General features: G+C 69.8%; 20 protein-coding genes. 8 read left to right on the plus strand and 12 right to left on the minus strand.

Annotated features, from left to right (window positions below; all coding sequences use genetic code 11):
• The first annotated feature begins 3 nt into the window (after window positions 1–3).
• From FB391_RS01800 to FB391_RS01810, 3 genes are all read left to right on the plus strand, one after another.
• Entirely contained in the window at window positions 4–1437 is a 1434-nt protein-coding gene (locus FB391_RS01800; RefSeq protein ID WP_141892577.1) for a mechanosensitive ion channel domain-containing protein, read from the plus strand.
• Between the two features lie 28 nt (window positions 1438–1465).
• Window positions 1466–2323 carry a tRNA pseudouridine(38-40) synthase TruA gene (gene truA / locus FB391_RS01805; RefSeq protein ID WP_141892578.1) on the plus strand — a complete coding sequence of 286 codons (858 nt, stop codon included), beginning with the start codon at window positions 1466–1468 and terminating at the stop codon, window positions 2321–2323.
• A 73-nt stretch (window positions 2324–2396) separates the two neighbouring features.
• Window positions 2397–2990 carry a hypothetical protein gene (locus tag FB391_RS01810; protein ID WP_141892579.1) on the plus strand — a complete coding sequence of 198 codons (594 nt, stop codon included), beginning with the start codon at window positions 2397–2399 and terminating at the stop codon, window positions 2988–2990.
• Here FB391_RS01810 and FB391_RS01815 read toward each other — a convergent pair.
• Entirely contained in the window at window positions 2968–4146 is a 1179-nt protein-coding gene (locus FB391_RS01815) for a hypothetical protein (protein WP_141892580.1), read from the minus strand. The two genes, FB391_RS01810 and FB391_RS01815, sit on opposite strands and share 23 nt — an antisense overlap.
• A complete protein-coding gene (locus tag FB391_RS01820; RefSeq protein WP_141892581.1) occupies window positions 4143–5807 on the minus strand; it encodes a sensor histidine kinase in 1665 nt (554 codons plus the stop codon). The genes FB391_RS01815 and FB391_RS01820 overlap by 4 nt, the downstream gene beginning before the upstream one ends.
• Window positions 5808–5996: 189 nt before the next feature.
• Between FB391_RS01820 and FB391_RS01825 the strand changes: the two genes are divergently transcribed.
• Complete coding sequence (locus FB391_RS01825; RefSeq protein ID WP_141892582.1) at window positions 5997–7478, plus strand: glycosyltransferase family 2 protein; 1482 nt, start codon at window positions 5997–5999, stop codon at window positions 7476–7478.
• Between the two features lie 166 nt (window positions 7479–7644).
• On the opposite strand, the gene FB391_RS01830 is transcribed toward FB391_RS01825, so the two are convergent.
• The 3 genes from FB391_RS01830 to FB391_RS19575 all read right to left on the minus strand — a co-directional run bounded on the left by FB391_RS01830 (window position 7645) and on the right by FB391_RS19575 (window position 10142).
• Entirely contained in the window at window positions 7645–8535 is an 891-nt protein-coding gene (locus FB391_RS01830; RefSeq protein ID WP_141892583.1) for a response regulator transcription factor, read from the minus strand.
• 114 nt (window positions 8536–8649) lie between these two features.
• Window positions 8650–9651 (minus strand): glycoside hydrolase family 6 protein, encoded by a 1002-nt coding sequence (locus FB391_RS01835; protein WP_141893603.1) that lies wholly within the window; start codon window positions 9649–9651, stop codon window positions 8650–8652.
• A gap of 29 nt (window positions 9652–9680) precedes the next feature.
• Window positions 9681–10142, minus strand: coding sequence for a hypothetical protein (locus FB391_RS19575; protein ID WP_185842889.1), 462 nt, complete (start codon window positions 10140–10142; stop codon window positions 9681–9683).
• Window positions 10143–10277: 135 nt separating this feature from the next.
• Between FB391_RS19575 and FB391_RS01840 the strand changes: the two genes are divergently transcribed.
• Window positions 10278–10997 (plus strand): endonuclease/exonuclease/phosphatase family protein, encoded by a 720-nt coding sequence (locus tag FB391_RS01840; RefSeq protein ID WP_141892584.1) that lies wholly within the window; start codon window positions 10278–10280, stop codon window positions 10995–10997.
• Window positions 10998–11007: 10 nt separating this feature from the next.
• Here FB391_RS01840 and FB391_RS01845 read toward each other — a convergent pair whose 3' ends face one another.
• The 5 genes from FB391_RS01845 to FB391_RS01865 form a co-directional block, all read right to left on the minus strand.
• The gene (locus FB391_RS01845; protein WP_141892585.1) at window positions 11008–11859 is read right to left on the minus strand and encodes a hypothetical protein; all 852 of its coding nucleotides are present in this window, start codon (window positions 11857–11859) and stop codon (window positions 11008–11010) included.
• Window positions 11860–11974: 115 nt separating this feature from the next.
• Window positions 11975–12367, minus strand: coding sequence for a hypothetical protein (locus tag FB391_RS01850; protein WP_141892586.1), 393 nt, complete (start codon window positions 12365–12367; stop codon window positions 11975–11977).
• A complete protein-coding gene (locus FB391_RS01855; RefSeq protein WP_141892587.1) occupies window positions 12364–12987 on the minus strand; it encodes a nucleotidyltransferase family protein in 624 nt (207 codons plus the stop codon). The genes FB391_RS01850 and FB391_RS01855 overlap by 4 nt, the downstream gene beginning before the upstream one ends.
• 86 nt (window positions 12988–13073) lie before the next feature.
• Window positions 13074–13616, minus strand: a complete 543-nt coding sequence (locus tag FB391_RS01860; RefSeq protein ID WP_141892588.1) for a cell wall protein — start codon at window positions 13614–13616, stop codon at window positions 13074–13076.
• 8 nt (window positions 13617–13624) lie between these two features.
• Window positions 13625–15421: a DUF4012 domain-containing protein gene (locus FB391_RS01865; RefSeq protein WP_246093316.1), complete on the minus strand. Its 1797-nt coding sequence runs from the start codon at window positions 15419–15421 to the stop codon at window positions 13625–13627.
• Window positions 15422–15598: 177 nt separating this feature from the next.
• Here FB391_RS01865 and FB391_RS01870 point away from each other — a divergent pair, with 177 nt between their 5' ends.
• Window positions 15599–16042: a VanZ family protein gene (locus tag FB391_RS01870; protein WP_185842890.1), complete on the plus strand. Its 444-nt coding sequence runs from the start codon at window positions 15599–15601 to the stop codon at window positions 16040–16042.
• Between the two features lie 15 nt (window positions 16043–16057).
• Here FB391_RS01870 and FB391_RS01875 read toward each other — a convergent pair whose 3' ends face one another.
• Entirely contained in the window at window positions 16058–16420 is a 363-nt protein-coding gene (locus tag FB391_RS01875; protein ID WP_141892590.1) for a hypothetical protein, read from the minus strand.
• An 87-nt stretch (window positions 16421–16507) separates the two neighbouring features.
• A complete protein-coding gene (locus tag FB391_RS01880) occupies window positions 16508–17914 on the minus strand; it encodes a UDP-glucose dehydrogenase family protein (RefSeq protein WP_141892591.1) in 1407 nt (468 codons plus the stop codon).
• Window positions 17915–18156: 242 nt separating this feature from the next.
• On the opposite strand from FB391_RS01880, the gene FB391_RS01885 reads away from it, so the two are divergent.
• Both FB391_RS01885 and FB391_RS01890 read left to right on the plus strand, forming a co-directional pair.
• Window positions 18157–19290, plus strand: coding sequence for a DegT/DnrJ/EryC1/StrS family aminotransferase (locus FB391_RS01885; protein ID WP_221886271.1), 1134 nt, complete (start codon window positions 18157–18159; stop codon window positions 19288–19290).
• 160 nt (window positions 19291–19450) lie between these two features.
• A complete protein-coding gene (locus FB391_RS01890) occupies window positions 19451–20488 on the plus strand; it encodes a TDP-N-acetylfucosamine:lipid II N-acetylfucosaminyltransferase family protein (RefSeq protein WP_185842891.1) in 1038 nt (345 codons plus the stop codon).
• Window positions 20489–20510: the final 22 nt, after the last annotated feature.

Raw genomic sequence — 20510 nt, forward strand, 5'->3', positions numbered from 1 at the left:
CCGGTGTCGGACATCGTGCAGCAGCCCTGGTTCTGGCCCGCCGTCATCGTGTCGGTGGGGCTGCCGCTCGCGCTGATCGGCCTGACGGAGCTCTACAACGCCCTCGTGCGCCGCGGCAGCCGGGCGGCGCCGATCGTCGCGATGGTGCGCAACTACGTCGTGCCCGTCGCGGGCGTGCTGGTGCTGCTGAGTCAGCCGGGCGCGTGGGAGGGCTCGGGCACGTGGCCGAAGGTGGTCTGGACGATCTTCGGCCTGCTCGTCATCGTCGTGACGATCAACGCGGTCAACCACCTGGTGTTCCACCGGGCCGAGAAGGGGTCGTGGCGCGACCGGTTCCCGACGATCTTCAGCGACCTGATCCGCTTCGTGTTCATCGTGCTCGGCATCGCCGCGGTCTTCTGGTGGGTGTGGGATGCCGACGTCGCGGGTGTCTTCGCCGCCCTGGGCATCACCTCGATCGTGGTGGGCCTCGCGCTGCAGAACGCGGTCGGCTCGATCGTGTCGGGCCTGTTCCTCGTCTTCGAGGCGCCGTTCGAGCTCGGCGACTGGATCGAGATGGGCAGCACGCGCGGGCAGATCGTCGAGGTCAACTGGCGCGCCGTGCACCTGGAGACGGGCAACGGCACCGTCGTGGTGCCGACGGCGGAGCTCGCCGGCGGGACCTTCACGAACCTGTCGCGCAATCCCGAGCCGTACGCCGCCACGATGACGTTCGAGTTCGGCAGCGACGACCCGCCCGGGCGCGTCCGAGAGCTGCTCGTCACGGTCGCCCGTGACATTCCGCTCATCGCCGCCGGCCCCGAGCCGACCGCGAAGACGCTCGGCAGCTCGCGCTACGAGGTCGCGATCCCGTTGCGCTCACCGGGGGACCGGGATGCCGTCGCCGACGCGTTCTCGACACGCGTCTGGTACGCCGCGCGCCGCGCCGACCTGCACCTCGACGGCGATCTCACCGATGAGTGGCGCACGCCCGCGCGGCTGCAGGACGCCCTGCGCCAGATCGCGCCGGCGCTGAGTCTCGCCCCGGGCGACACCGACACCCTCGCCGCCCACACTCGCCTGGAGCGCTACTGCGCCGGCGAATCCCTCCTGCGGCCCGGCGTCGTGCCTGTCGAGACGCGCTTCATCCTCGCGGGCAGCGTCATGCTGGGCATCCCCACCGACGACGAGGGCTTCGTGCAGATCGCGGTGCTCGGGGTCGACGACCCGGTCGGGCTCACCGCCCTGTCGCGCACGCACACGGTCTCGCGGGCTGTCGCGACGACCGAGGTCGATGTGCTCGTCGTGCCGGTCGCGGTGCTCGACGACATCGTTCGCGCCCACCCGGTCGTGGCGCGCGAGATGGTGCGCGAGAGCGACAACCGCCTGCGGCAGGCGGCGTCCGCTCTACAGGCGGTGGGCCGCCAGCTGCCGAGGGGCCGGGCGGTCGTCGGCTGAGGCATCCCTCGCCGAATAGGGTGGGAGCGTGCGCATCCGGCTCGACATCGCCTATGACGGCACGCATTTTCGCGGCTGGGCCCGCCAGCCCGGGCTGCGCACGGTGCAGGAGACGCTCGAGACCGCGCTGGCGCGCGTCGTCGGCGGCAGCCCGCGGCTCGTCGTCGCCGGCCGCACCGACGCCGGCGTCCACGCGAGCGACCAGGTGGCGCACGTCGACCTCGATGAGGCACAGCGTGAGCGGGTGCTGGCGCGGCATGCTCGCCCGTCGGCCGTGCCCCAGACGCCCGAGGACCGCGCTCACGCGCTCGCCGCCCGCATCACCGGGGTCCTCGGCGCGTACTCCGATGTCGCCGTGACCGGGTCGCGCCTCGCCCCCGAGGGTTTCGACGCGCGCTTCTCGGCCGTGTGGCGCCGCTACGAGTACCGCATCGCCGACACGGTGACCGGCTACGACCCGCTCGAACGCCATCGCACCACCACCGTGCGCGCCGCCCTTGACGAGACCGCGATGGATGTCGCCGCCCGGGCCCTCATCGGGCTGCACGACTTCGCGGCGTACTGCAAGCCGCGCGAAGAGGCGACGACCATCCGCACGCTGCTCGAGTTCGACTGGCACCGCGACGCGGCCGGCGTGCTCGTCGCCAACGTCAAGGCGGACGCGTTCTGCCACAGCATGGTGCGCGCCCTCGTCGGCGCGTGCGTCGCGGTCGGGGAAGGGCGCCTCGACGCGGACGACGTGGTCGACATCCGGGATGCCCAGGAGCGCGTGCCCGAGGTGAAGGTGCTCGCCGCCCGCGGGCTCACGCTGACCGAGGTCGGGTACCCTGCGGACGAGCTGCTCGCTCAGCGCGCGGAGCAGACCCGCGCGCGGCGCGCGCTCTAGAACCCCTCGTGCGCGCGAGGGCGCCGCTAGACTGACCGGACGTTTCCCGCCGGGGGGTGGATACGGGGGTCGCATGCGCAAGGTCAGCCGGTTCGTCGCCGTCATCGCGGTCGGTGCGGTCGCCGCCGCCGCTCTCGCCGGGTGCGGTCCGGCCCCGTGGGATCCGCAGGGCGGTGCCACGCCGACCATGACGTCGTCGGCCGTGCCGACGCCCGTGCCCAACGATCTGTCGACCGGGTCCACGCAGCGGGAGCTGACCGCGGGGCCGGTGACCGCGACCGTCGACTACTGGTCGACGCTGGCGATGGACCGCTGGACGCCCGAGGCGGTCAAGCCGGTCAGCATCGGGCTGACGACGACGGTCCAGCCCGCGGACGGCCAGAAGGTCTATCTGCAGCGGGCGTCGATGACGGCGGTGCCGTCGTCCGCGGCGGGGCCGCTGGACCCGCTGGAGCCGCAGGTGGATGCCTCGACCGTGAGCCCCGGATACCTCGTGCTCGATCCGTACAGCTACTCGCAGACGTTCAACGTCGGTCCCGTGCCCGCCGAGGCGACCTTGGTGACGCTGCAGTTCAGCTACGACTTCCTCGTGCAGACCACGCCGACGTCGAGCGAGTATGCCAAGCAGACGGCGACCGACACGGTCACGGTAGCTCTGTCCGGCTGATCAGGCGTTCGACCGTCGCGGCACTCACCCGCTCCCAGCGGTCGCCGCCCTTGCCGCTGGCAAGACGCGCCGCCTCGCGGCCGGTGTACACGAGCGTGTCGAGGTCGTAGCCGAGCACCGAGACCGGCGCCCAGCCCGCGCTCGCCGTCGGCCTGATGGGGAGCGCTCCGTCGACGTCCAGCTCCGTGATGCGCTCCAGGGCCGTGCGCAGCAGGTCGCGGACGGTCGCCTCGGGCCGCGGCACCAGCGCCACGACTGCTCCGGCGGACGGCGAGCCGACGTCGGATTCTGCGGGGAACACCTCGCGCGCGGTGGCCTCCAGCCGATCCGACAGACTCGAGAACGCCGGAGCGCCCGCGCTCTGCCGGATGTCGGCGGCGTCGTCGATCGCCAGGAAGACGACCGACCAGGGCTCCGAGGACTTCTGCGCGCGCAGCAGGCGCTCGCCGGCGGTCCGCTCGAACTGCTGCCACGCCGACGACACCGTCGTCGAGCGCCCCAGCCCGCCGTCGCGCGCGGTGGCACCGACGACCGCGATCAGCGCGCACGCGACATAGACCAGCATCCCCGCCGACGAGACCAGGCGCACCAGCGTGAAATCGTCGCCGCCCGACGGCGGGAACACCAGGCCCGCGATGAAGGTCGCGGCACCGGTCACGAAGAACGCGATCGACACGATCGCGAGCGGCAGCAGCAGTCGGTCCGCCCGGGCTGCCGCGCCGCGGCGGGCCCAGTCCACGACGAAGAGCGCCGCGAAGACGGATGCCGCGAAGAACACGGTGCGGTATGCCAGGGTGAACCACGCCACATCGCCCGCCAGCGCGAGCGCGAGGGCCGACGCGACGGCGACGAGCGGGCCCGCCCACACGTGCGGGCGCATGCCCCAGTCCGCCCGGAATCCCGACCACAGCAGCGCGGGCGATCCCATGAGGGCGCCCAGCGACGCGCGACGGAGTGTCTCCATCCCCGTCACGTCGCCGGCCACGACGCCGTACGTCGCCGCCATCGCCAGTGCGAAGGCGAAGCTCCAGTACAGCGTCGCTCGCCCGGGCTTCACGAGGAACGCGATGCCGATCGTGAGCATCGTCGCGAGCGTGGTGATCACCGCCTGCGCGATGCCGAGGTCGATCCCGGCCCCGGAGAGGAGAGCGGTCATGACGGATCCCTCCGGTGCGTGTCGTCTGCGGCGCGGGGCGTCTCGGCGAGCGGCAGCCGCACGGTCACCGTCGTCCCCGCGCCGGCCTCGCTCTCGAGTGAGAGCGTGCCGCCGTGGGCCTGCACGATGTCGTTGCTGATGCCCAGACCGAGCCCGGTGCCGCCCGCCTTCTCTTTCGCCTCGGCGGCGCGGAAATAGGGTGTCAGGACGCGCGGCAGGTCGTCGGGATCGATGCCGATGCCGGTGTCGGCGACCGTCAGCACGACGCTGCCGCCGTCGACCGCCGCGCGGATGCGCACCTCGCCGTCGCTCTGCGTGTACTTGATGGCGTTGCTCACGATGTTGTCGACGACCTGGCGCATCCGGAAGCCGTCGGCAGCGATGGGCAGGGGTTCGTCGGCGCGGACGTCGATCGCGATGTCGGCCGAGGCCGCGGTCGCGCGGAACGAGGCGACGGAGTCGAGCACGATCAGCCTCAGGTCGATGTCGTCCACCTCGTCGCGTCCGCCGAAGCCGCGGCGCGACGTGGTGACGAGACTCTCGGTCATTGTCAGCATGCGGTCGCTTGCGGCGATGATCGACTCGAACCGCTCGCGCGTCCGGGGGGTGAGGTCGTCGAGCTCGAGGGCGAGCTCGGCATTGCCGATCATCACGGTGAGCGGGTGCTTGAGCTCGTGAGAGGCCATGGCGGTGAAGCGCTCGCGCTCGCGCTGTGCGTAGGTGAGGGCCGTGACGTCGTGCACGAGGAGAAGGACGCCGGCGTCCTCGTCGCCGCGCGCGGCCAGGCGTTTCGCGGTCACCGACAGTGCGCGCCACTCTCCTTCGGCGGTGAACAGCCACACCGACGCGTCGGTGAACGTCTCGCCGCGGGCGGCCCGTGAGAACGGCCGCTCGGAATAGGGCACCGGCATCCCGCGCAGTCCGGTGTACTCGACCGATCTGGCGGGGAGGGTGGGGTCGAGCCGATCGAGCCCGTACAGGCGGGAGTACGCGTCGTTCACGGCGAGGACGCTGCCGGCCTCCGACAGCCGGACGATGCCGGTGTCGATGCCGTTGAGGATCTCCATCGTGCGCCGCTCCTGGTCGGAGCGCCGGCCGAGCGTGGCGGTCAGCCGCCCCGCCTGGCGGCGCAGCAGGCGCCGGAGCGAGCGGGTGCGCCGCAGCGCGAGGTGCGCCGTGATGCCGATGAACGTGAGCGAGATCAGCACGACGAACACGCGCAGCGCGGCGATGCTGCCGGGGGTGACCGTCGAGTCGACGAGCAGGATGAGCCCGATCAGCGACAGCATGACCGCGAGCGCGGCCGCCCGGAAGTGCATCGCCACCCACATCACCGGGAACACCCAGAGGTAGCCGAGCCGCAGTTCAGTCCCGCTGGAGACGAGGCCGATCGCCAGTGCATCGGCGAAGGGCACCGCCAGCACCGCCGGCGCGGGCAGCCGCGACCACGGTGCGGCCAGCGTGGCGAGCGTGAGCACCACGACCGCGAGCGTGCCGACGAGGAAGTTCCACTTGCCGAAGGTCGCGGGCTGCAGCACCATCACGAGGATCGCCGTGATGAGCACGCTGGCGGCGAGGACGAGCTGGGTCAGCCAGATCGATCGCGTGCGGGCATCGGGCGTGCCGACGACGAACGTCCCCCGTGCCGCCCCGATACGCATGAATCGATCCTATTTCCAGGTTCATCCGGGATTTCGGTCGGCTCCCCGAGAAGTGCGCAGGTCTCTTGCGGATGCCTTGCGCAAACCTTGCGGCAGCTCTCGCCCTCTCTCGGGCAGGCGTTGCGCTCGGCATACCAGTCTGGGTGCAGCCCCGAGAACCCGGGGAACGATGAGACGAGAGCGACGACAGTGACCGACCTGGTGCCCCTCACCCGCAGTGCGCGCAACGCACGCCCCGTGCCGGGCGCGACCGCGCTGGAGGTCGTCGCCGACCCGTCGCACGGATTCTCGGACGACTTCGAGGCGGTCCTGGACGACGGGCCGCTGCACCGGTCGACGATTGGCTGCGTCATCCCCGCGTACAACGAGGAGTCCTCGATCGCACAGGTGATCGAGGGGCTGCTCGCACAGACGCGGGTGCCCGACGCCATCCACGTCGTCGTCAACAACACCTCCGACGGGACCGTGCGCGTCGCCTCGGAGTACGCGGGTCCGCACGAAGTGGTCACCGAGCTCGGCGAGCAGTTCACCGAGGTGTTCGTCCACGACATCGGCAAGAACCCCGACAAGAAGGTCGGCGCCCTCAACTACGGCTACTCCCTCGTCGAGGGCTACGACTACCTGCTCGGCGTCGACGGTGACACCGTGGCCGATGCGAGGGCGGTGGAGTACCTGGAGGCCGAAGCGATCTCCGACACCCGCATCGGCGGCATCTCGGCGATCTACTCGATCGACGATCGCCCGATCAAGGGCCTGGTCGCACGGTTCCTCACCACCGGTCAGCGTGCGCAGTTCGCGGCCTTCAACCTGCACAACTTGCTGCGCGGGCGCAACATGGCGGTGCTCGGCGGCCAGTTCTCGATCTTCTCGACGCAGGCCCTGCGCGACGTCATGACCGCCAACCGCCAGTCGACGCCGTGGGTGAAGGACTCCGAGGTCGAGGACTCGCTCCTGTCACTGCAGATCAAGAGCGCCGGCTACCTCACCAAGATCAGCCCGTTCGCCCGCGCCGACGTCGGCGGCATGACGACGCTGCGCGCCCTGGACGCCCAGCAGGTCAAGTGGACGTACGGGGCGATCGAGCTGATGTGGCCCGGTCAGCGCGGCGACACGAAGGGGCAGCCGTTCCACCCCAATCTGCGGGTGCGCTGGCTCGAGAACTTCGGGATGCTGACCAACCTGTTCGTGCGTGTCGCGTTCGTGGTGCTGTTGGCAGGATCGCTGTCGATCGGAGCGTTCGTCTTCTCGCCGTGGTGGCTGCTGGCTCCGGCCGTCGCGATCGCGCTCAACACTCGCATGGCGCTCACCATGGGCAACCGCAACGCCCGCGACATCCTGTTCGCCGTCACGCTCGTGCCCGCCGAGATCTACATGTGGCTGCGCCTGAGCTACTTCGCCCGCTCCTGGACGAGGTTCCTCTCGCGCAAGAAGGTCGACAACTGGGCGATGCAGGCGAAGGCCGAACGCGGTGCGGGCATCGGCCACTGGACGCCCCTCATCGTGGTGATCGCGGTGCTCATCGCGACCGCCGTCATCTGGTCGATGCTCGGCCCGATGGTGCAGTCCACCATCCTGTGGATCGGCTGGCCGATCGTGGGGGTCGTGACGGTGCTGCAGACACTGTCCATGTTCTTCAAGCTCATCCGTCGACAGCACGGATACAAGGTCTGACCCGTACCCGAAACGGGTCGGAACTGGGGAAGGCGCCGGTCTGGGGACTTCGGCGCCAGGGGGAGGAAACCGGGGGTGACCGCCAGGGGAGGCGGCCACCCCCGGGGCCGGCGGCGGGACGTCTGCTCGTGTGGGGCGAGCGGACGTCTCCAGCCGTGGCGGCCGGTCAGGCGGATTCGGCGGTGAGTCGGTAGCCGACCCCTCGCACCGTCTCGATGTAGCGCGGGTTCGCCGCGCTCTCGCCCAGCTTGCGGCGCAGATTCGTCATGTGCGCTTCGACGGCGCGCTTGTCGGCATCCCCGACGTAGTAGCTCGTGACGTACGACTCACCGCGCAGCACCAGGGTGAGGTCGGCCTTGCTGCGCACCCGGCGCTTGGACTCCAGCAGGGTCGCGAGCAGGTCGAACTCGGTGCGCGTCAGCTCAAGCTCGTCGTCGCCGATCAGCACGACGCGGTTCTCGGGATGAAGTCGCAGGTCGCGGTGGACGAGCCATTCGCCGTCGCTGCCGAGGGGCGCAGGACCGGATGCGGTCGGAGCAGCGGGCACCGGCACGACGACGGCATCGGCGACGACCGGCACGACCGGGGTCGACGCGGTGGCCACGCGTGCCGCGGGGAACGACGGCCCCACGCTACCCTGCGAAGCCGGCGCCGGTGCCGCCGTCGGCGGCAGGCCGCGGGACCGGCGCAGCAGCGCCTCGACGCGCGCCCGCAGTTCGCGCGGACGGAACGGCTTCAGCAGATAGTCGTCGGCACCCGCGCCCAGCCCGGCGATCACATCGGCCTCATCGCTCAGGCCGGTCAGCATGATGATGAACGTGTCAGACTGCGCACGGATGCGCTTGGCGGCCTCGATCCCGTCGATGCCCGGCATCGTGACGTCGATCGTCGTCAGCAGGGGCTTGTACGTCAGGACCGCACGCACGCCGTCGATGCCGTTGCCGACCGAGACGGTCGAGAATCCGGACGATTCGAGTACCTCCGAGAGGATGTGGCGGATCTCGGGGTCGTCCTCGATGATGACCGCCGTCTTCAGGTCGTCAGCAGGGGTGCTCATGCGTCTTCTTTCAGGCGGTGGCCGTGGCTGCGCCGATTGCCGACCCCAGCCGCGGCCCCCGACGCATGCGCAAGTACTCCCGATGCTACACACCGGCCCGGACGGGCGGAGAGATCATCCCGCGACGGCGTCCCTCGTGAGCTCGATCGCGGCCTCGGGCCACCACTGCCCGGCCGGAGGGCCGCCGTTGCACTCGCCGTCGCTCTCGCCCGGGGGTTTGACCCACAGGTTGGTGTCGACGACGGGGTCGCCGAGCGCTCCGCCGGGCTCTCCGACGCGGCGCCCGGGGGGATTGCACCATTCGCCGTCCGACCCCGCGCCGTTGCGCGAGGTGTCGATGATGGCGTGCAGTCCGTCCAGTCGTGCCGCGACATCGTGGGCGTACGCGACTTCGTCGGCGGTCGGCATGAAGTTCGACACGTTGGTGACGAACCCGCGGATGCCGCCGCCGCCGTCCGCCCGTGACGCCCGGTCGACCTGACGGATCAGCGCCGCCATCCGCTCGGCGGGCAGCCAGTCCGAATGCCCGCCGTCGACATAGATCCACGTGCGCTCCGCTGCGAGTGCCTGCACCGCGGCGGCGAGCTGGTCGATGCGCTCCGCCTCGTTCCCGCACTCGGGGGCGAGCGCCAGGCTGTCGGGCTCCAGCAGCACGATCGGCGAGGTGTCGGCGGCATCCCGCAGCGCCTCGCCGATCGCGCGGGTCCAGTCGGCGTAGTCGTCGGGATCGAGACCGCCGGCCGAATGCCCGCCGCAGTCGCGTCCCGGCAGGCCGTAGACGACCACGGCGACGCGGGCGGACTGCGCGCGCGCCTCGTCGGCGAGCTGTGCGATGCGCTCGCCGACGGCATCGATGGGGTCGGCCTCGGGGGTGAGCCACACCGCGGTCGGCTGCGCGCTGAGGTACTGCGCCGCGGCGAGCTCGGGGCTGCCGTCGGGGGCGCGTTCGGCCGCGACGCTCGCCGTGGACTGCTCCGACGCGACCACGACGGTGCCGCGGCCCGGCGGATGCGGCGCCTGCGCGGTGGTCACGAGCACGACGGTCAGCACGACGGCCGCGACGACGACGAACCCGGCCACGGCCAGGAGCACCGCCGTTCGTCGTGAGAGGGCCACGCAGCCGACTCTACGAGAGCGGCTGAGCCTCAGGCCGTGCGCGGTCGCGTGGCGCCGAGACGAGTGGAGGTCGTACGCCGGGTGGAGGTGCGCGCCGTGCGTCCGCGCGCACCGGCGCGACCGGCCTGCGAGCCGATCAGCTCCAGCAGGGCTGCGGCCAGCGGGCTCGCCGAGGATGCCTCGACCTCGAACGCGTCGGCGACCACCGTCGCGGCGCGCTCGAACTCCCGGGCGGCGTCGAGCGCGGCGCGTCGGTCGGCGACCACGCGGGCCGCGGCGGCGTACTCGCCGCGCAGACGGGCGCGCTCGACCTCGTCGACGCCGGCGCGGCGCGCGGTGCGCTCCAGCGCCTCGCCCGCACGTGCGCGCACGGCCACGGCGAGGCGCAGCGCGCGCTCGGCCGCCTCGCGCGACGTGCGGCTCGCGCCGACCGCGTCCGCGAGATCGGTGCGGACGTCGCTCACGGATGACGTGGCGGATGCTGCAGACATGGGGGTCCTCCAGGTTCGGGTTGACGAATACCAAGAGGCGCGGCATCCACTTTTCGTACATTCCGCTGTGAGGTCAGGATGCAGACGCCGAGAGGACACCCGCCGGACAGGCCTTCGGCATAGGCTTGCCACGACATGAAGGTCATCTCGTACAACCTGCGCAAGCACCGCGCGGCGGGGGAGCTCGTCCACCTCGTCGAGCGCTACGGAGCGGACGCCCTGTGCCTGCAGGAAGCCGACACCACCGACATCCCCGACGAGATCGCGGGACTGCGCCTGGCCGACTCCACGCAGCGCAACCGTCTCGGACTCGCCGTCTATTACCGCGAGAACACGTATCGCGCCGTCGATGTGCGCGCGCTCGCGCTGAAGAAGTCGCTGCACGACCGCGTGCTGAAGCCGGCCGAGGAGCGCCTGCTCGGTGTGCGGCTGCACGACATCGACGAGAACCACGATGTCATCGTCGCGTCGTTCCACGCGGCCCCGCTCACCGCGCTCAACTCGCTGCGGCGGCACCAGATCCGCACGGCGCTCGCCGAGCTGCAGCAGCTGGGCGAGGGCGTGCCGGCGATCATGGTCGGCGACTACAACTACCCCGTGTTCAAGGAGCGCCTCGGTCAGCATGTGCGCGACCAGGGGTACGAGCTGAACCTCAGCGACTCGCGCACCTACACGCGGTACCGCTTCTTCCGCGGCCACTACGACTTCGCGACGTCGGTCGGCTTCGAGATCGACCGCGTCCGCACGCTGCCGCAGGGTCTCAGTGACCACCTTCCGATCCTCGTGACCGCACGGCCCGCCGCCGGCGTGCGGCGGACGGTAGAGATCGCCGAAGCCGAGACCGGCGCCGCGTGAGGTCGGCGCGTCAGCCGGCGATGATCGACGGGTCGGGGTCGGGCCACTTCTCGATGCCCTGAACGACCCAGAACGCGAAGAACAGCACCAGGGCCGCCGTCTCGACGATGAGGACGATCGGGATGCCGGCGGTCCCGGTCTGCGGAAGCAGGATCGCGTAGGCCACGAGCAGCACGACGAGCCCTATCGCGATCGCCAGGTAGAGGACGCGGAAGATCGGGGACGGCGCCGGCCCCCGCCGCGGGAAGGCGTTGCTCACGGCGGCCGCGGCGAACAGCCCGAAGAACGCGGTCGTCGCCACGACGTGCCCGTACTGCAGGAACGCCTCGCGCACGAAGCCCCACGTCAGCGCCACGACCGCGAGCACGACGACCGCGATGAGCAGCGACGGCCAGACTGCGGTCAGCGACACCTGGCGCAGCGCCGCCAGCAGCAGGGCGACGAGCACGACGAGGCCGCCGATCACGAGGTACACGAAGACGCCGTTCGCGACGTCGGGCTCGTACTGCGGCGGGAAGCAGCGCGTGGTGTCGGGGCACGCCACCGGCACGCCGGGCACGGCGTCGGGCGCGAGCGTCGTCGGCACGAACGCGATGAGCGGGGCGAACAGCGCGGCGGCGTCGAACAGCGCGCGTTCGACGCCACGCCCCGACAGCGCGAGGAGGGCGAGGGACACCGCGACCAGGGCGCCCACGAAGACGTCGCGTGCGGGCGTGTAGAAGTAGTCGCTGATCGACGTCAGCCAGCCGTAGCTCGTCGCCGCCTGGGCGACGGCGAGCAGGATCGCGACGACCGTTCCCGCGACGCCGATGCGCAGGTACCGGTAGGTGCGTTCCAGCGTCGTCGAGGGGGAGTGCGACATGCCCGCCACGATAGTGCCGCCGTGCGACAGGACCCGCGACCCGCGACGTGCGCGTCGCGACGCGTCAACGCGGTCGGCGGCGCGGAGCTCAGGGCTCGTCCGCGACGCGCTGATGTCAGACGGCGCGAGCGGCGACGACGAGCTTCTCGGCGGCGCTGCGTGCCGTCGTCACGCGCTGCGCTGAAACGGGGTTTGCGCCATAGCCGGCTGCCGACTTCATACCCACCAGGCGCGCGAGCGACGGTGCCAGTGACGCGTCCCCCTTCTGGAGCAGCGTGATCGCCTCGTTGTGGTTCGCGGAGTTGGAATACTCGCCCAGCTTCGCGCAGCAGATCACGTCTGCCGCAGCGATGCCGGCGTGCACGTACAGTGTGACGACGCTGTTCGGACTGGCCTCGCCCAGTTCGCGTAGGTCTTCGGCATCCTGCCAGAACCCCTCAGCTTGCTGCATTCGTCCGGCACGTTCGGTGGGCGAGCAGTCCTTCGTCCGCTGGTTCTTCGGAGTCACCGGCTCCCCTTCTTTCTGAGCGTTCGTCGAAGCCAGTCGGCGTCGTCGGTGAAGGCGATGCCGTCGGCGAGCACACTGCGCAGCAGTGGCTCTGTCGCCGCATCGGTGATCTCTTCGGTGGCGAAGTCGATGATGCGAGCATCGTTGCCGGTCCAGGTACTCGCGGCCCGCGTGAGGTCGGCGAGGCCGCGAGCCCAGACGTCGTCCTCGGCATCGTCAGGGCGCACGAGGATGATGTCGAGATCGCTGTCCGGCCGCATCTCGCCGCGGGCAGCCGACCCGAACAGCGCCCCGAACACGGGCGGGTGCGGCCACGCGCCGACGTGCCGTCGTAGCCTCTCGAGGAAAGCGCTCTTGAGATCGGCAAGCTCTCGGACCGCCGGCGCGGCGAGGTGGTCGTCGTTCAGCCGGTAGGCGGCTACGCGCCCGATGCTCAGCCGTTCGACGATGCCCTGCGTCGTCAGTCGTTCGACGGAGCGGCGGATGCCGGGGATGGAACGATCGGGAATTAGCTCATGCAGTCGCGGCACGCTGAACTCGGCGTGGGTGGAGCCGAGCACGCGCAGCACGTCGCCGTCGACCCCCGAGGTGACGACCGCGAGCGGTCGCTGAAGCTCCATAGAAAGAATTGTATCTCAGAAGAAGATATTCCTTCTTGAAAGAAGTAATTCTTTCTACGACCAGATGGTCGTCGCGTCGCGACGCGTCAGCGCAGGTCGCGACGGCGGCGGACGACGGCGACGACGCCGAGGGCTGCTCCCGCCACGACGAGCGCGCCACCCGCGACCCACAGCCAGGTCAGCGCCGCGCTGTCGAGGCCCGTGGTGGGAAGGCTGCCGTCTGCCGACGTCACCGTGACCGCGGCCGTGCCGCCGGCCGATGTCGGCGAGACGGCGGCGATGTTGTACGTGCCGCGCGCGTCGGAGGGGAGCGTGATGTCGATGCTCGCGAGCGATCCGTCTGCCGTGGAGGTCGCATCGGCGCTCGCCGTGGCGATCGCGGTGCGCACGAAGCCGATCTCAGCAGCCGCCCCGTTCTCGCCGGTGACGGTGATCGTCACCTGCTCGTTGGGCGAGAAGGTCTCTGCCGCGCACGAGAACGCGACGGTTCCGCCGGGAGTCGTCGTGGTCGGATCGACGACGCAGGACCCTGTCGGCGGATAGATCGTGGCGGCGTGAGCCGCGGGCGCCGCGAGGGCTGCCGCGCCGGCGATGACGGTGGCGACGAGAACTCGGATGGATGCTCGCATGCTCCCCGTCATTGTAGGGGCGCCCCGCAGGTGGCGGCAATGGCCGTGGGCGGCGTCAGTGTGGGGGTCTCGACGGCGTCGATCACCGCCGCGCCAGGCACGACGGGGTGCGCCGTCACCACGGCCGAGGCCGACTGGCCGGGGCCGAGGTCGACGGTGAAGCTGACGACACGGCGACCGTCGTGCACGCCGCCGCCGAAGCCGCCGCCGGTGCTCAGCTGCGCGTCGGCGAGTTCCCACCCCTCGGGGATGTAGACGTACCCGACCGTGCGGGTGGTCCCGGGTGCGACCCCGTACCTCCCACCGCCTGTGATGTACGACGGCAGGCTCGCGGCGTCGGCGGGCGCGTTGTTGGCGATCGTGGCGGTGACCGTCGCGGTGCCGCCGGCATCCCCCGCGGCGTCGACGGTGCACTCGGTCCACGCCACGTCGGTGGTGAGGGTCTGGTAGAAGCTCATCTTCGAGCCCGTGCCGTCGTCGACGTATACGCCGAATCGAGCGGTGTCGTCGTCGGTCACGGGGAGCGGGCCCGAGAGCGTGGTGTCGTTGAGCAGCGCCTGGTCGTCTTCGTGGGCGCTCCACAGCAGCAGGCGATTCTCGTCACCCGCCCGCCCGAGGGCGGTGACGAACTTCGCCGGGTCCACGTCTCCTGCGGCGAGGGCCTCGAAGACGGCGGCGGCCGCCGCGGCGAAGAAGGCGTCCTGGTCGGCGGGGCGCTGATAGCGCTGGTAGACCTCGTTCAGCAGCAGCGGCACCGCGTTCTCGGACGTCAGGGTGTCGCCACCCGGCAGGGCGACGGGGCCGGTCGCCTCGAGGATGTACGACAGGGCGACCGGATCGAGCGCGATGACGCCGTCGACCTGCTGGCCGCCGTGCTGGCGCGCCCACATCTCGCGCGCGAGCGACCCCGACACCGTGAAGTCGGGCACCTGGGTGACGTTCTGGATCCACTTGCCCGGGCGCTGCCCGTAGATGGCCTCGATCTCGTCGCCCAGGGGAAGCACCGACTCCGGGTACTCCGGGAAGTCCGACGAGGACTCCTGGGCCGCCAGCGAGATCGTGCCGCCGTCGGTGTGGATGAGCGCCATGGCGCCCGGGATGCCGCCCAGCGAGCGCCATTCGGCGTTGTTCTGGAAGAGCACGAGGTAGTCGCGAGGCCCCTCCGCCCCGAGCATGGCCGGGAGCAGGGCGGTGGCGTTGGCCAGTGCTTCGGTGGCCGCTCCCGCCTCGGTGAGCAGCTGGTCGACCTCGTCGACCGCGTCGCGCACGGGCGACAGGAGCGCTGCGTCGTCGACGGCCGAGATCGAGGACTCCGCCGACGCCACGCCCTCGGCGGCCGAGGCGGCGGCCGGGCTCAGCTGCGCGAAGGTGTCGACGTCGATGCGACCGCCCTGGGGGCGCAGCGCATCGACCTGGAACGTCGAGGCGACCTCGGAGAGGGGCGTGAGCGCGGTGCCCGCGACATCGTCGAGGGATGCCGCCACCGCCGACACTGCGGCCAGCTGCGGGCCGACCCACGGAAGCCCGGCGGCGAGGCTCCAGATCGGGTCCGAGGTGAGGGCGCGGGCGGCCCCGGTGTCTTCGGAGAGGGCGTCGATGGCCGTCGCTGCGGCAGCCGGGTCGGACAGGCTCGCGCGGACGTCCGTGGCGGACGCCTGCGCGTCGCGCAGATGGCCGTAGGCCAGCACGCCGCGGATCCCGACCCATGCGGCGGCGATCACCGTCGCGACCAGAAGGGCCGCGAGCACCCAGGCGAACACGCGCCCGGCGATGCGGGCGGAGCGTGGCAGCACCGAGTCGGTCACCGGACCACCATACGATGACCGACCCGTTCGTGGTCATGAGAAAGCGGCCGTGACGGCCGAGAATCGCGCGTGGATGCCGCATCCTCTGCCGTCTCGCGGGCCTGGGCCGCGGCGGTCGCGGCCGGTAGACTCGGCGCATCGCGGGGTTCCTTGCAGGGCGGACGGATGGGGGCCGGCATGACCATCACGCGTACGCCGGTCGCTCGTGCGACGGCGCTGGATGCGCGGGCGGGCATGCGGCACGGCATCCCGATCCTCCTCTGCTACCTGACGGCACTCGCGTTCATCGCGTTCTGGCCCGTCCCGGTCGATCGGGGCGCTTCGGGGCTGCTGCGGGCGATCTCACGCGCGGTGCCGCTGCTCACATACGACGTCATCGAGTCGCTCGCGAACGTGGCGATGTTCGTGCCGTTCGGGGTGCTGCTGGCCCTGGTGCTCCCGGCGCGGCGGGCGTGGGTCGTTCCGATCGCGCTGGCGGCATCGCTGGCGATGGAAGCGGGCCAGGCGCTCTTTCTGCCGGCGCGGACGTCGAGCGTCGCCGACGTCGTCGCGAACGTCGGCGGCGCGGCGATCGGCCTCGCCGTCGTGTGGATCATCGAGCAGCGAGGGCCATCGCGCTGACGTCGCGCCTGACCGTCAGGAGCCGAAGTAGGCGCGCGCCTGGCGCGTGTACAGCAGGATCAGGCCGATGATCGGCAGCAGGGCTCCCCAGATCGCCGACCACAGGCTCTCGCCGGCGAACACGCTGAGCAGCTCGAGCACGATCGTGACGACGAACACGATGGCCGCGATGGTGCGGGCGGTCGGGTTGCCGCGCCACAGGCCGACGCCCACGACGAGGGTGATGATGCCGATGAGCAGGCTGATCCAGGCGAGGATCGCGGGCCACGTGATGAAGAGGCCGCCGATGATCCCGAAGATCGATCCGACGATCTGGAAGAAGCCCGACAGCCACGCGATGATCGCGACGATGGTGACGCCGAGAGGGCGATTGGTCATGGGTCCTCCTTGAGTGGATGCGGCACACGAACTGGGCAGCAGGCTATCGGTCGGCGGCGACCGGGGCGAGAGTCGCGTCGGGCCGGTTCACGGCCGCCCCATGCCGTAGTAGCTCCAGCCGGCGGCGCGCCAGGCGGCGGCATCCCACCCGTTGCGTCCGTCGACGACGACGCGGCACGAGGTGAGCGACGACGCATGCTCGGGCGAGAGCTCGCGGCGGTATTCGTCCCACTCGGTGACCAGCACGATCGCGTCGGAGTCGCGGATGGCCTCGTCGCGGTCGTCGACGTAGGTGAGCTGGGGATGCAGTCGCCGGGCGTTGGGGATGGCGGCGGGGTCGGTGACGGTGACGGATGCCCCGAGCCCGCGCAGCCGGACCGCCACGTCGAGTCCGGGGGAGTCTCGGATGTCGTCGCTGTGCGGCTTGAACGCCGCACCGAGCACGGTGACCTTCTTCTCGAACACCGAGCCGCCTACCGCATCGACCACGAGCTGCACCGCGCGCTCGCGGCGACGCAGGTTGATGGCATCCACCTCGCGGAGGAAGGTGACCGACTCGCCGCGCCCGAGCTCTTCGGCACGGGCCGAGAACGCGCGGATGTCTTTGGGAAGGCACCCGCCGCCGAACCCGATGCCCGCGCCCAGGAAGCGGCGGCCGATGCGCTCGTCGTGCCCGATCGCGTCGGCCAGTTGCGTGACGTCGGCGCCGGTGACCTCGGCGATCTCGGCCATCGCGTTGATGAACGAGATCTTGGTGGCGAGGAACGCGTTCGCCGCGACCTTCACGAGCTCGGCCGTCGCCCAGTCGGTGACGATGAACGGCGTGCCCGCCGCGACCGCCGGGTGGTACACCGCCTTCATCGTCGCGACGACGTCGTCGGCGGTGTCGGGCGACGAGTCGGGACCGGTCGCTGCGACGGGCCAGGTGATTCCGGGCTCGCGCACCGAGAGCCCGCGGATCGGCTCGCTGGACGGCTGCGCATCGGTCTGCTCGATGCCGACGACGATGCGATCGGGGTGGATCGTGTCTTCGACGGCCCAGCCTTCGCGCAGGAACTCCGGATTCCAGACGAGGGTCGCCCCTGTGGGGTTCACCCGTTTGGCGAGGACTGCTGCGGTGCCCACGGGCACCGTGGACTTGCCGGCGACGACGTCGCCCGCGCGCAGATGGGGCAGGAGCCCGTCGACCGCGGCGTTCACGTAGGTGAGGTCGGCGGCCTCGCTCGCCGACTGCTGCGGTGTTCCGACCGCGATGAAGTGCACGTCCGATCCGGCTGCCGCGGCGATGTCGGTCGTGAACGTCAGCCGCCCCGACGAGACGCCCGCCGCGAGCAGTTCTTCGAGGTCGGGCTCGAAGAACGGAGCCTCGCCGCGCGAGAGCGCCTCGATCTTGCGCGGATCGACGTCGATGCCGACCACCTCGTGCCCGATGGATGCCATCGCCGCCGCGTGCACAGCCCCGAGGTACCCACATCCGATGACCGAAAGACGCATTCTTCCCTCGTGTTCCCCGACCCGGGAGGCCGCGCGCTCTTTCTATCAGAGGGATGTAACGAGGTTGAGCGGCACGTCGACGGATTGCTTTGCGGCTGCTCGATATCCGATCGTACGGCGACCGCTTGTAGCTTCTGACCTCAGGTATAGGCTGATGATTCATCCGCGACGGGGTTCGGGCGCCGAGCGCTCATCGCTCCTCTTGGAATCGATGTATGACGCATCCGAAACGCCGAGGAGATATGGAAATCAACGAGGCCAACGTCTTCGAGCAACCCCTCCATGTCGGACGGCCGAATATGGGCGATCGCGACAAGTTCCTCGCCCTGGCTTCGGAGATCTTCGATCGTCGATGGCTCACGAACGACGGTCCGCTCGTCCGAGAATTCGAATCAAGCCTGAGTGAGTTCCTCGGAGTCAAGCATGTGATCGCCGTCGCGAACTGTACGCTCGGACTCGAGTTGGTGGTGGAGGGCCTCGGGCTGACGGGCGAGGTGATCGTTCCCTCCTTCACCTTTGTGGCGACCGCCCACGCGATCGCCTGGCGTGGACTTCGGCCCGTTTTCGCGGACATCGACCCCGAAACGCACACCCTCGACGTCGAGTCGGTGAGGAACCGGATCACGTCGGAGACGAGCGCGATCCTGGCAGTGCATCTCTGGGGTCGTCCGGCAGCTGTGCGAGAGCTGCAGCAACTCGCCGACGAGTACGGGCTGAAACTCATCCTCGATGCGGCGCACGCCTTCGGAGTGGCAACCGAATCGGGGAGCATCGGCAACTTCGGCGTGGCAGAAATCTTCAGTTTCCACGCCACGAAGTTCTTCAACTCGTTCGAGGGGGGAGCAATATCCACGAATGATGACGTCCTGGCGGCAAACCTTCGGCTGAGTCGAAACTTCGGCTTCGCGGGCGAAGACAACGTGATCCGTCTGGGCAGCAACGCGAAGATGACGGAGATCTGCGCGGCGATGGGGCTGGTGAACCTCGACGATGTCGAGAAGTTCACAGAGATCAACACCTCGAACTTTGAGCGGTACTCACGAAAGCTGGCGGACATTCGCGGTATCACGCTTCACGAGGTCGCACCCGAGGGAACGAAGTCCAATCACCAATATGTCGTCGCCCTCGTCGCGGGCGGGCGCCGCGACGACGTCATCAGCGATCTTCGCTCGCACAATGTCCTGGCACGTAGATATTTCTGGCCCGGAGCGCATCGGATGGAGCCGTACCGCAGCCACTGGCCGAACGCCGGTAAGGGGTTGCCGCACACGGAGGCTGTAGCTGATCAGGTCGTTGTGCTTCCTACAGGTTCTGCGATCGACGCCGACGCGATCGACCGCGTGACCGACATCATCGCTGGGACGCTCGCGCGATGATCGAGCGGCGACCTCCGGTGTGCGCGAATCACGCCACTGGCGTAGTGCCACGGTGGGACTCATGACTGCGCGTGTGCTCCAGTTTGCCAGGGACTCTCTGCACAGCGCTCGGTTCGCCCTCTGGTTCGAGGAGTTGTCGCCTGGGCAGAGCGACTACATCGTGAGCTCCACCGATGCCGCCCGGACACTCCGATATCCGATTGCCTCCGAGCATCTGACGGTGGTCGGCCCAGGTCTGATCCAGCGGATCGCAGGACTCAGGCGCATCCGTGCGTATGATGCGGTGATATTCCACAACATGACCAACGCGGCGGCGCTGGGTGCGGTGCTCGCGCACCCGCGAGCGACGGTGGTGTGGAGCGGATACGGCTGGGACTACTACGGCGACGGCAAGTCGATCCATGCGGACCTGCTGGACCCGATGACTGCAGCGATCGACGCCGAGCGGAAGGTCAACTCGGGCCCGCCTCTCCGAAAGATCAAGGCCGCCGTGACGACCCGCTTGAGGAATGCTGCGGCGAAGAGGACGGATCTGTTCTCCGCTCCGATTGACACAGACTACGAAGTGTTCCAGCGCCGGTTTCCTCATTCGAGTGCTGAGTACATTCAATTGAACTATGCGGCGCTCAGCGACCTGCAATCGCTGGGCGGTGAGGTGACAGGCGAAGACATCATCGTCGGCAACTCCGCGGACGTGACGAACAATCACTTGGATGTGTTCGCGAAGCTGGGGTCGTTGCCGCTCGACGGTCGAAAAGTAGTAGTTCCACTTAGCTACGACGGTGACCCTGCGTACATCTCGGCTGTTGTCTCGGCTGGACGCAATGCGTTCGGTGGCGACTTCGTTCCGCTGGTCGAACGCGTGCCGTTCGACGAGTACGCGGCGATTGTCATGAATTGTCGGCACGCAGTGATGGGACAACGACGCCAGAAAGCTCTCGGCAACATCATCATCTCGCTATGGGCCGGCGCGGATGTCATTCTGCACGACGACAGCCCCGTATACACGTTCCTCGCCGAGCACGGGGCTGTCGTACGGCGACTCAGCGATCTCGTCTCCGACGGATTCGCCGCGGGCCGCCTCGATGATCCTCAAACAGTTCAGAACAGGCTTGTGCTCGAAGCTCTCTGGGGCGACGAGGTCGTAAAGCAGAACGTCGCGAACGTGATCCGCATACTCGACGCTCGCGCCGCATGACGGTAGCAGAGGAGCGCGCGAG

Origin of the sequence: Microbacterium kyungheense, from assembly GCF_006783905.1 — a bacterium.
In the GTDB taxonomy this organism is placed as follows: Bacteria; Actinomycetota; Actinomycetes; order Actinomycetales; family Microbacteriaceae; genus Microbacterium; species Microbacterium kyungheense.

Coding starts and splice junctions, on each gene's coding strand:
- FB391_RS01875 (WP_141892590.1), bottom strand. CDS start 16,420: ATGACCAATCGCCCTCTCGGCGTCACCATCGTCGCGATCATCGCGTGG.
- FB391_RS01870 (WP_185842890.1), top strand. CDS start 15,599: ATGACCATCACGCGTACGCCGGTCGCTCGTGCGACGGCGCTGGATGCG.
- FB391_RS01845 (WP_141892585.1), bottom strand. CDS start 11,859: ATGTCGCACTCCCCCTCGACGACGCTGGAACGCACCTACCGGTACCTG.
- FB391_RS01880 (WP_141892591.1), bottom strand. CDS start 17,914: ATGCGTCTTTCGGTCATCGGATGTGGGTACCTCGGGGCTGTGCACGCG.
- FB391_RS01855 (WP_141892587.1), bottom strand. CDS start 12,987: ATGGAGCTTCAGCGACCGCTCGCGGTCGTCACCTCGGGGGTCGACGGC.
- FB391_RS01860 (WP_141892588.1), bottom strand. CDS start 13,616: ATGCGAGCATCCATCCGAGTTCTCGTCGCCACCGTCATCGCCGGCGCG.
- FB391_RS01840 (WP_141892584.1), top strand. CDS start 10,278: ATGAAGGTCATCTCGTACAACCTGCGCAAGCACCGCGCGGCGGGGGAG.
- FB391_RS01810 (WP_141892579.1), top strand. CDS start 2,397: ATGCGCAAGGTCAGCCGGTTCGTCGCCGTCATCGCGGTCGGTGCGGTC.
- FB391_RS01830 (WP_141892583.1), bottom strand. CDS start 8,535: ATGAGCACCCCTGCTGACGACCTGAAGACGGCGGTCATCATCGAGGAC.
- FB391_RS01815 (WP_141892580.1), bottom strand. CDS start 4,146: ATGACCGCTCTCCTCTCCGGGGCCGGGATCGACCTCGGCATCGCGCAG.
- FB391_RS01885 (WP_221886271.1), top strand. CDS start 18,157: ATGGAAATCAACGAGGCCAACGTCTTCGAGCAACCCCTCCATGTCGGA.
- FB391_RS19575 (WP_185842889.1), bottom strand. CDS start 10,142: ATGTCTGCAGCATCCGCCACGTCATCCGTGAGCGACGTCCGCACCGAT.
- FB391_RS01820 (WP_141892581.1), bottom strand. CDS start 5,807: ATGCGTATCGGGGCGGCACGGGGGACGTTCGTCGTCGGCACGCCCGAT.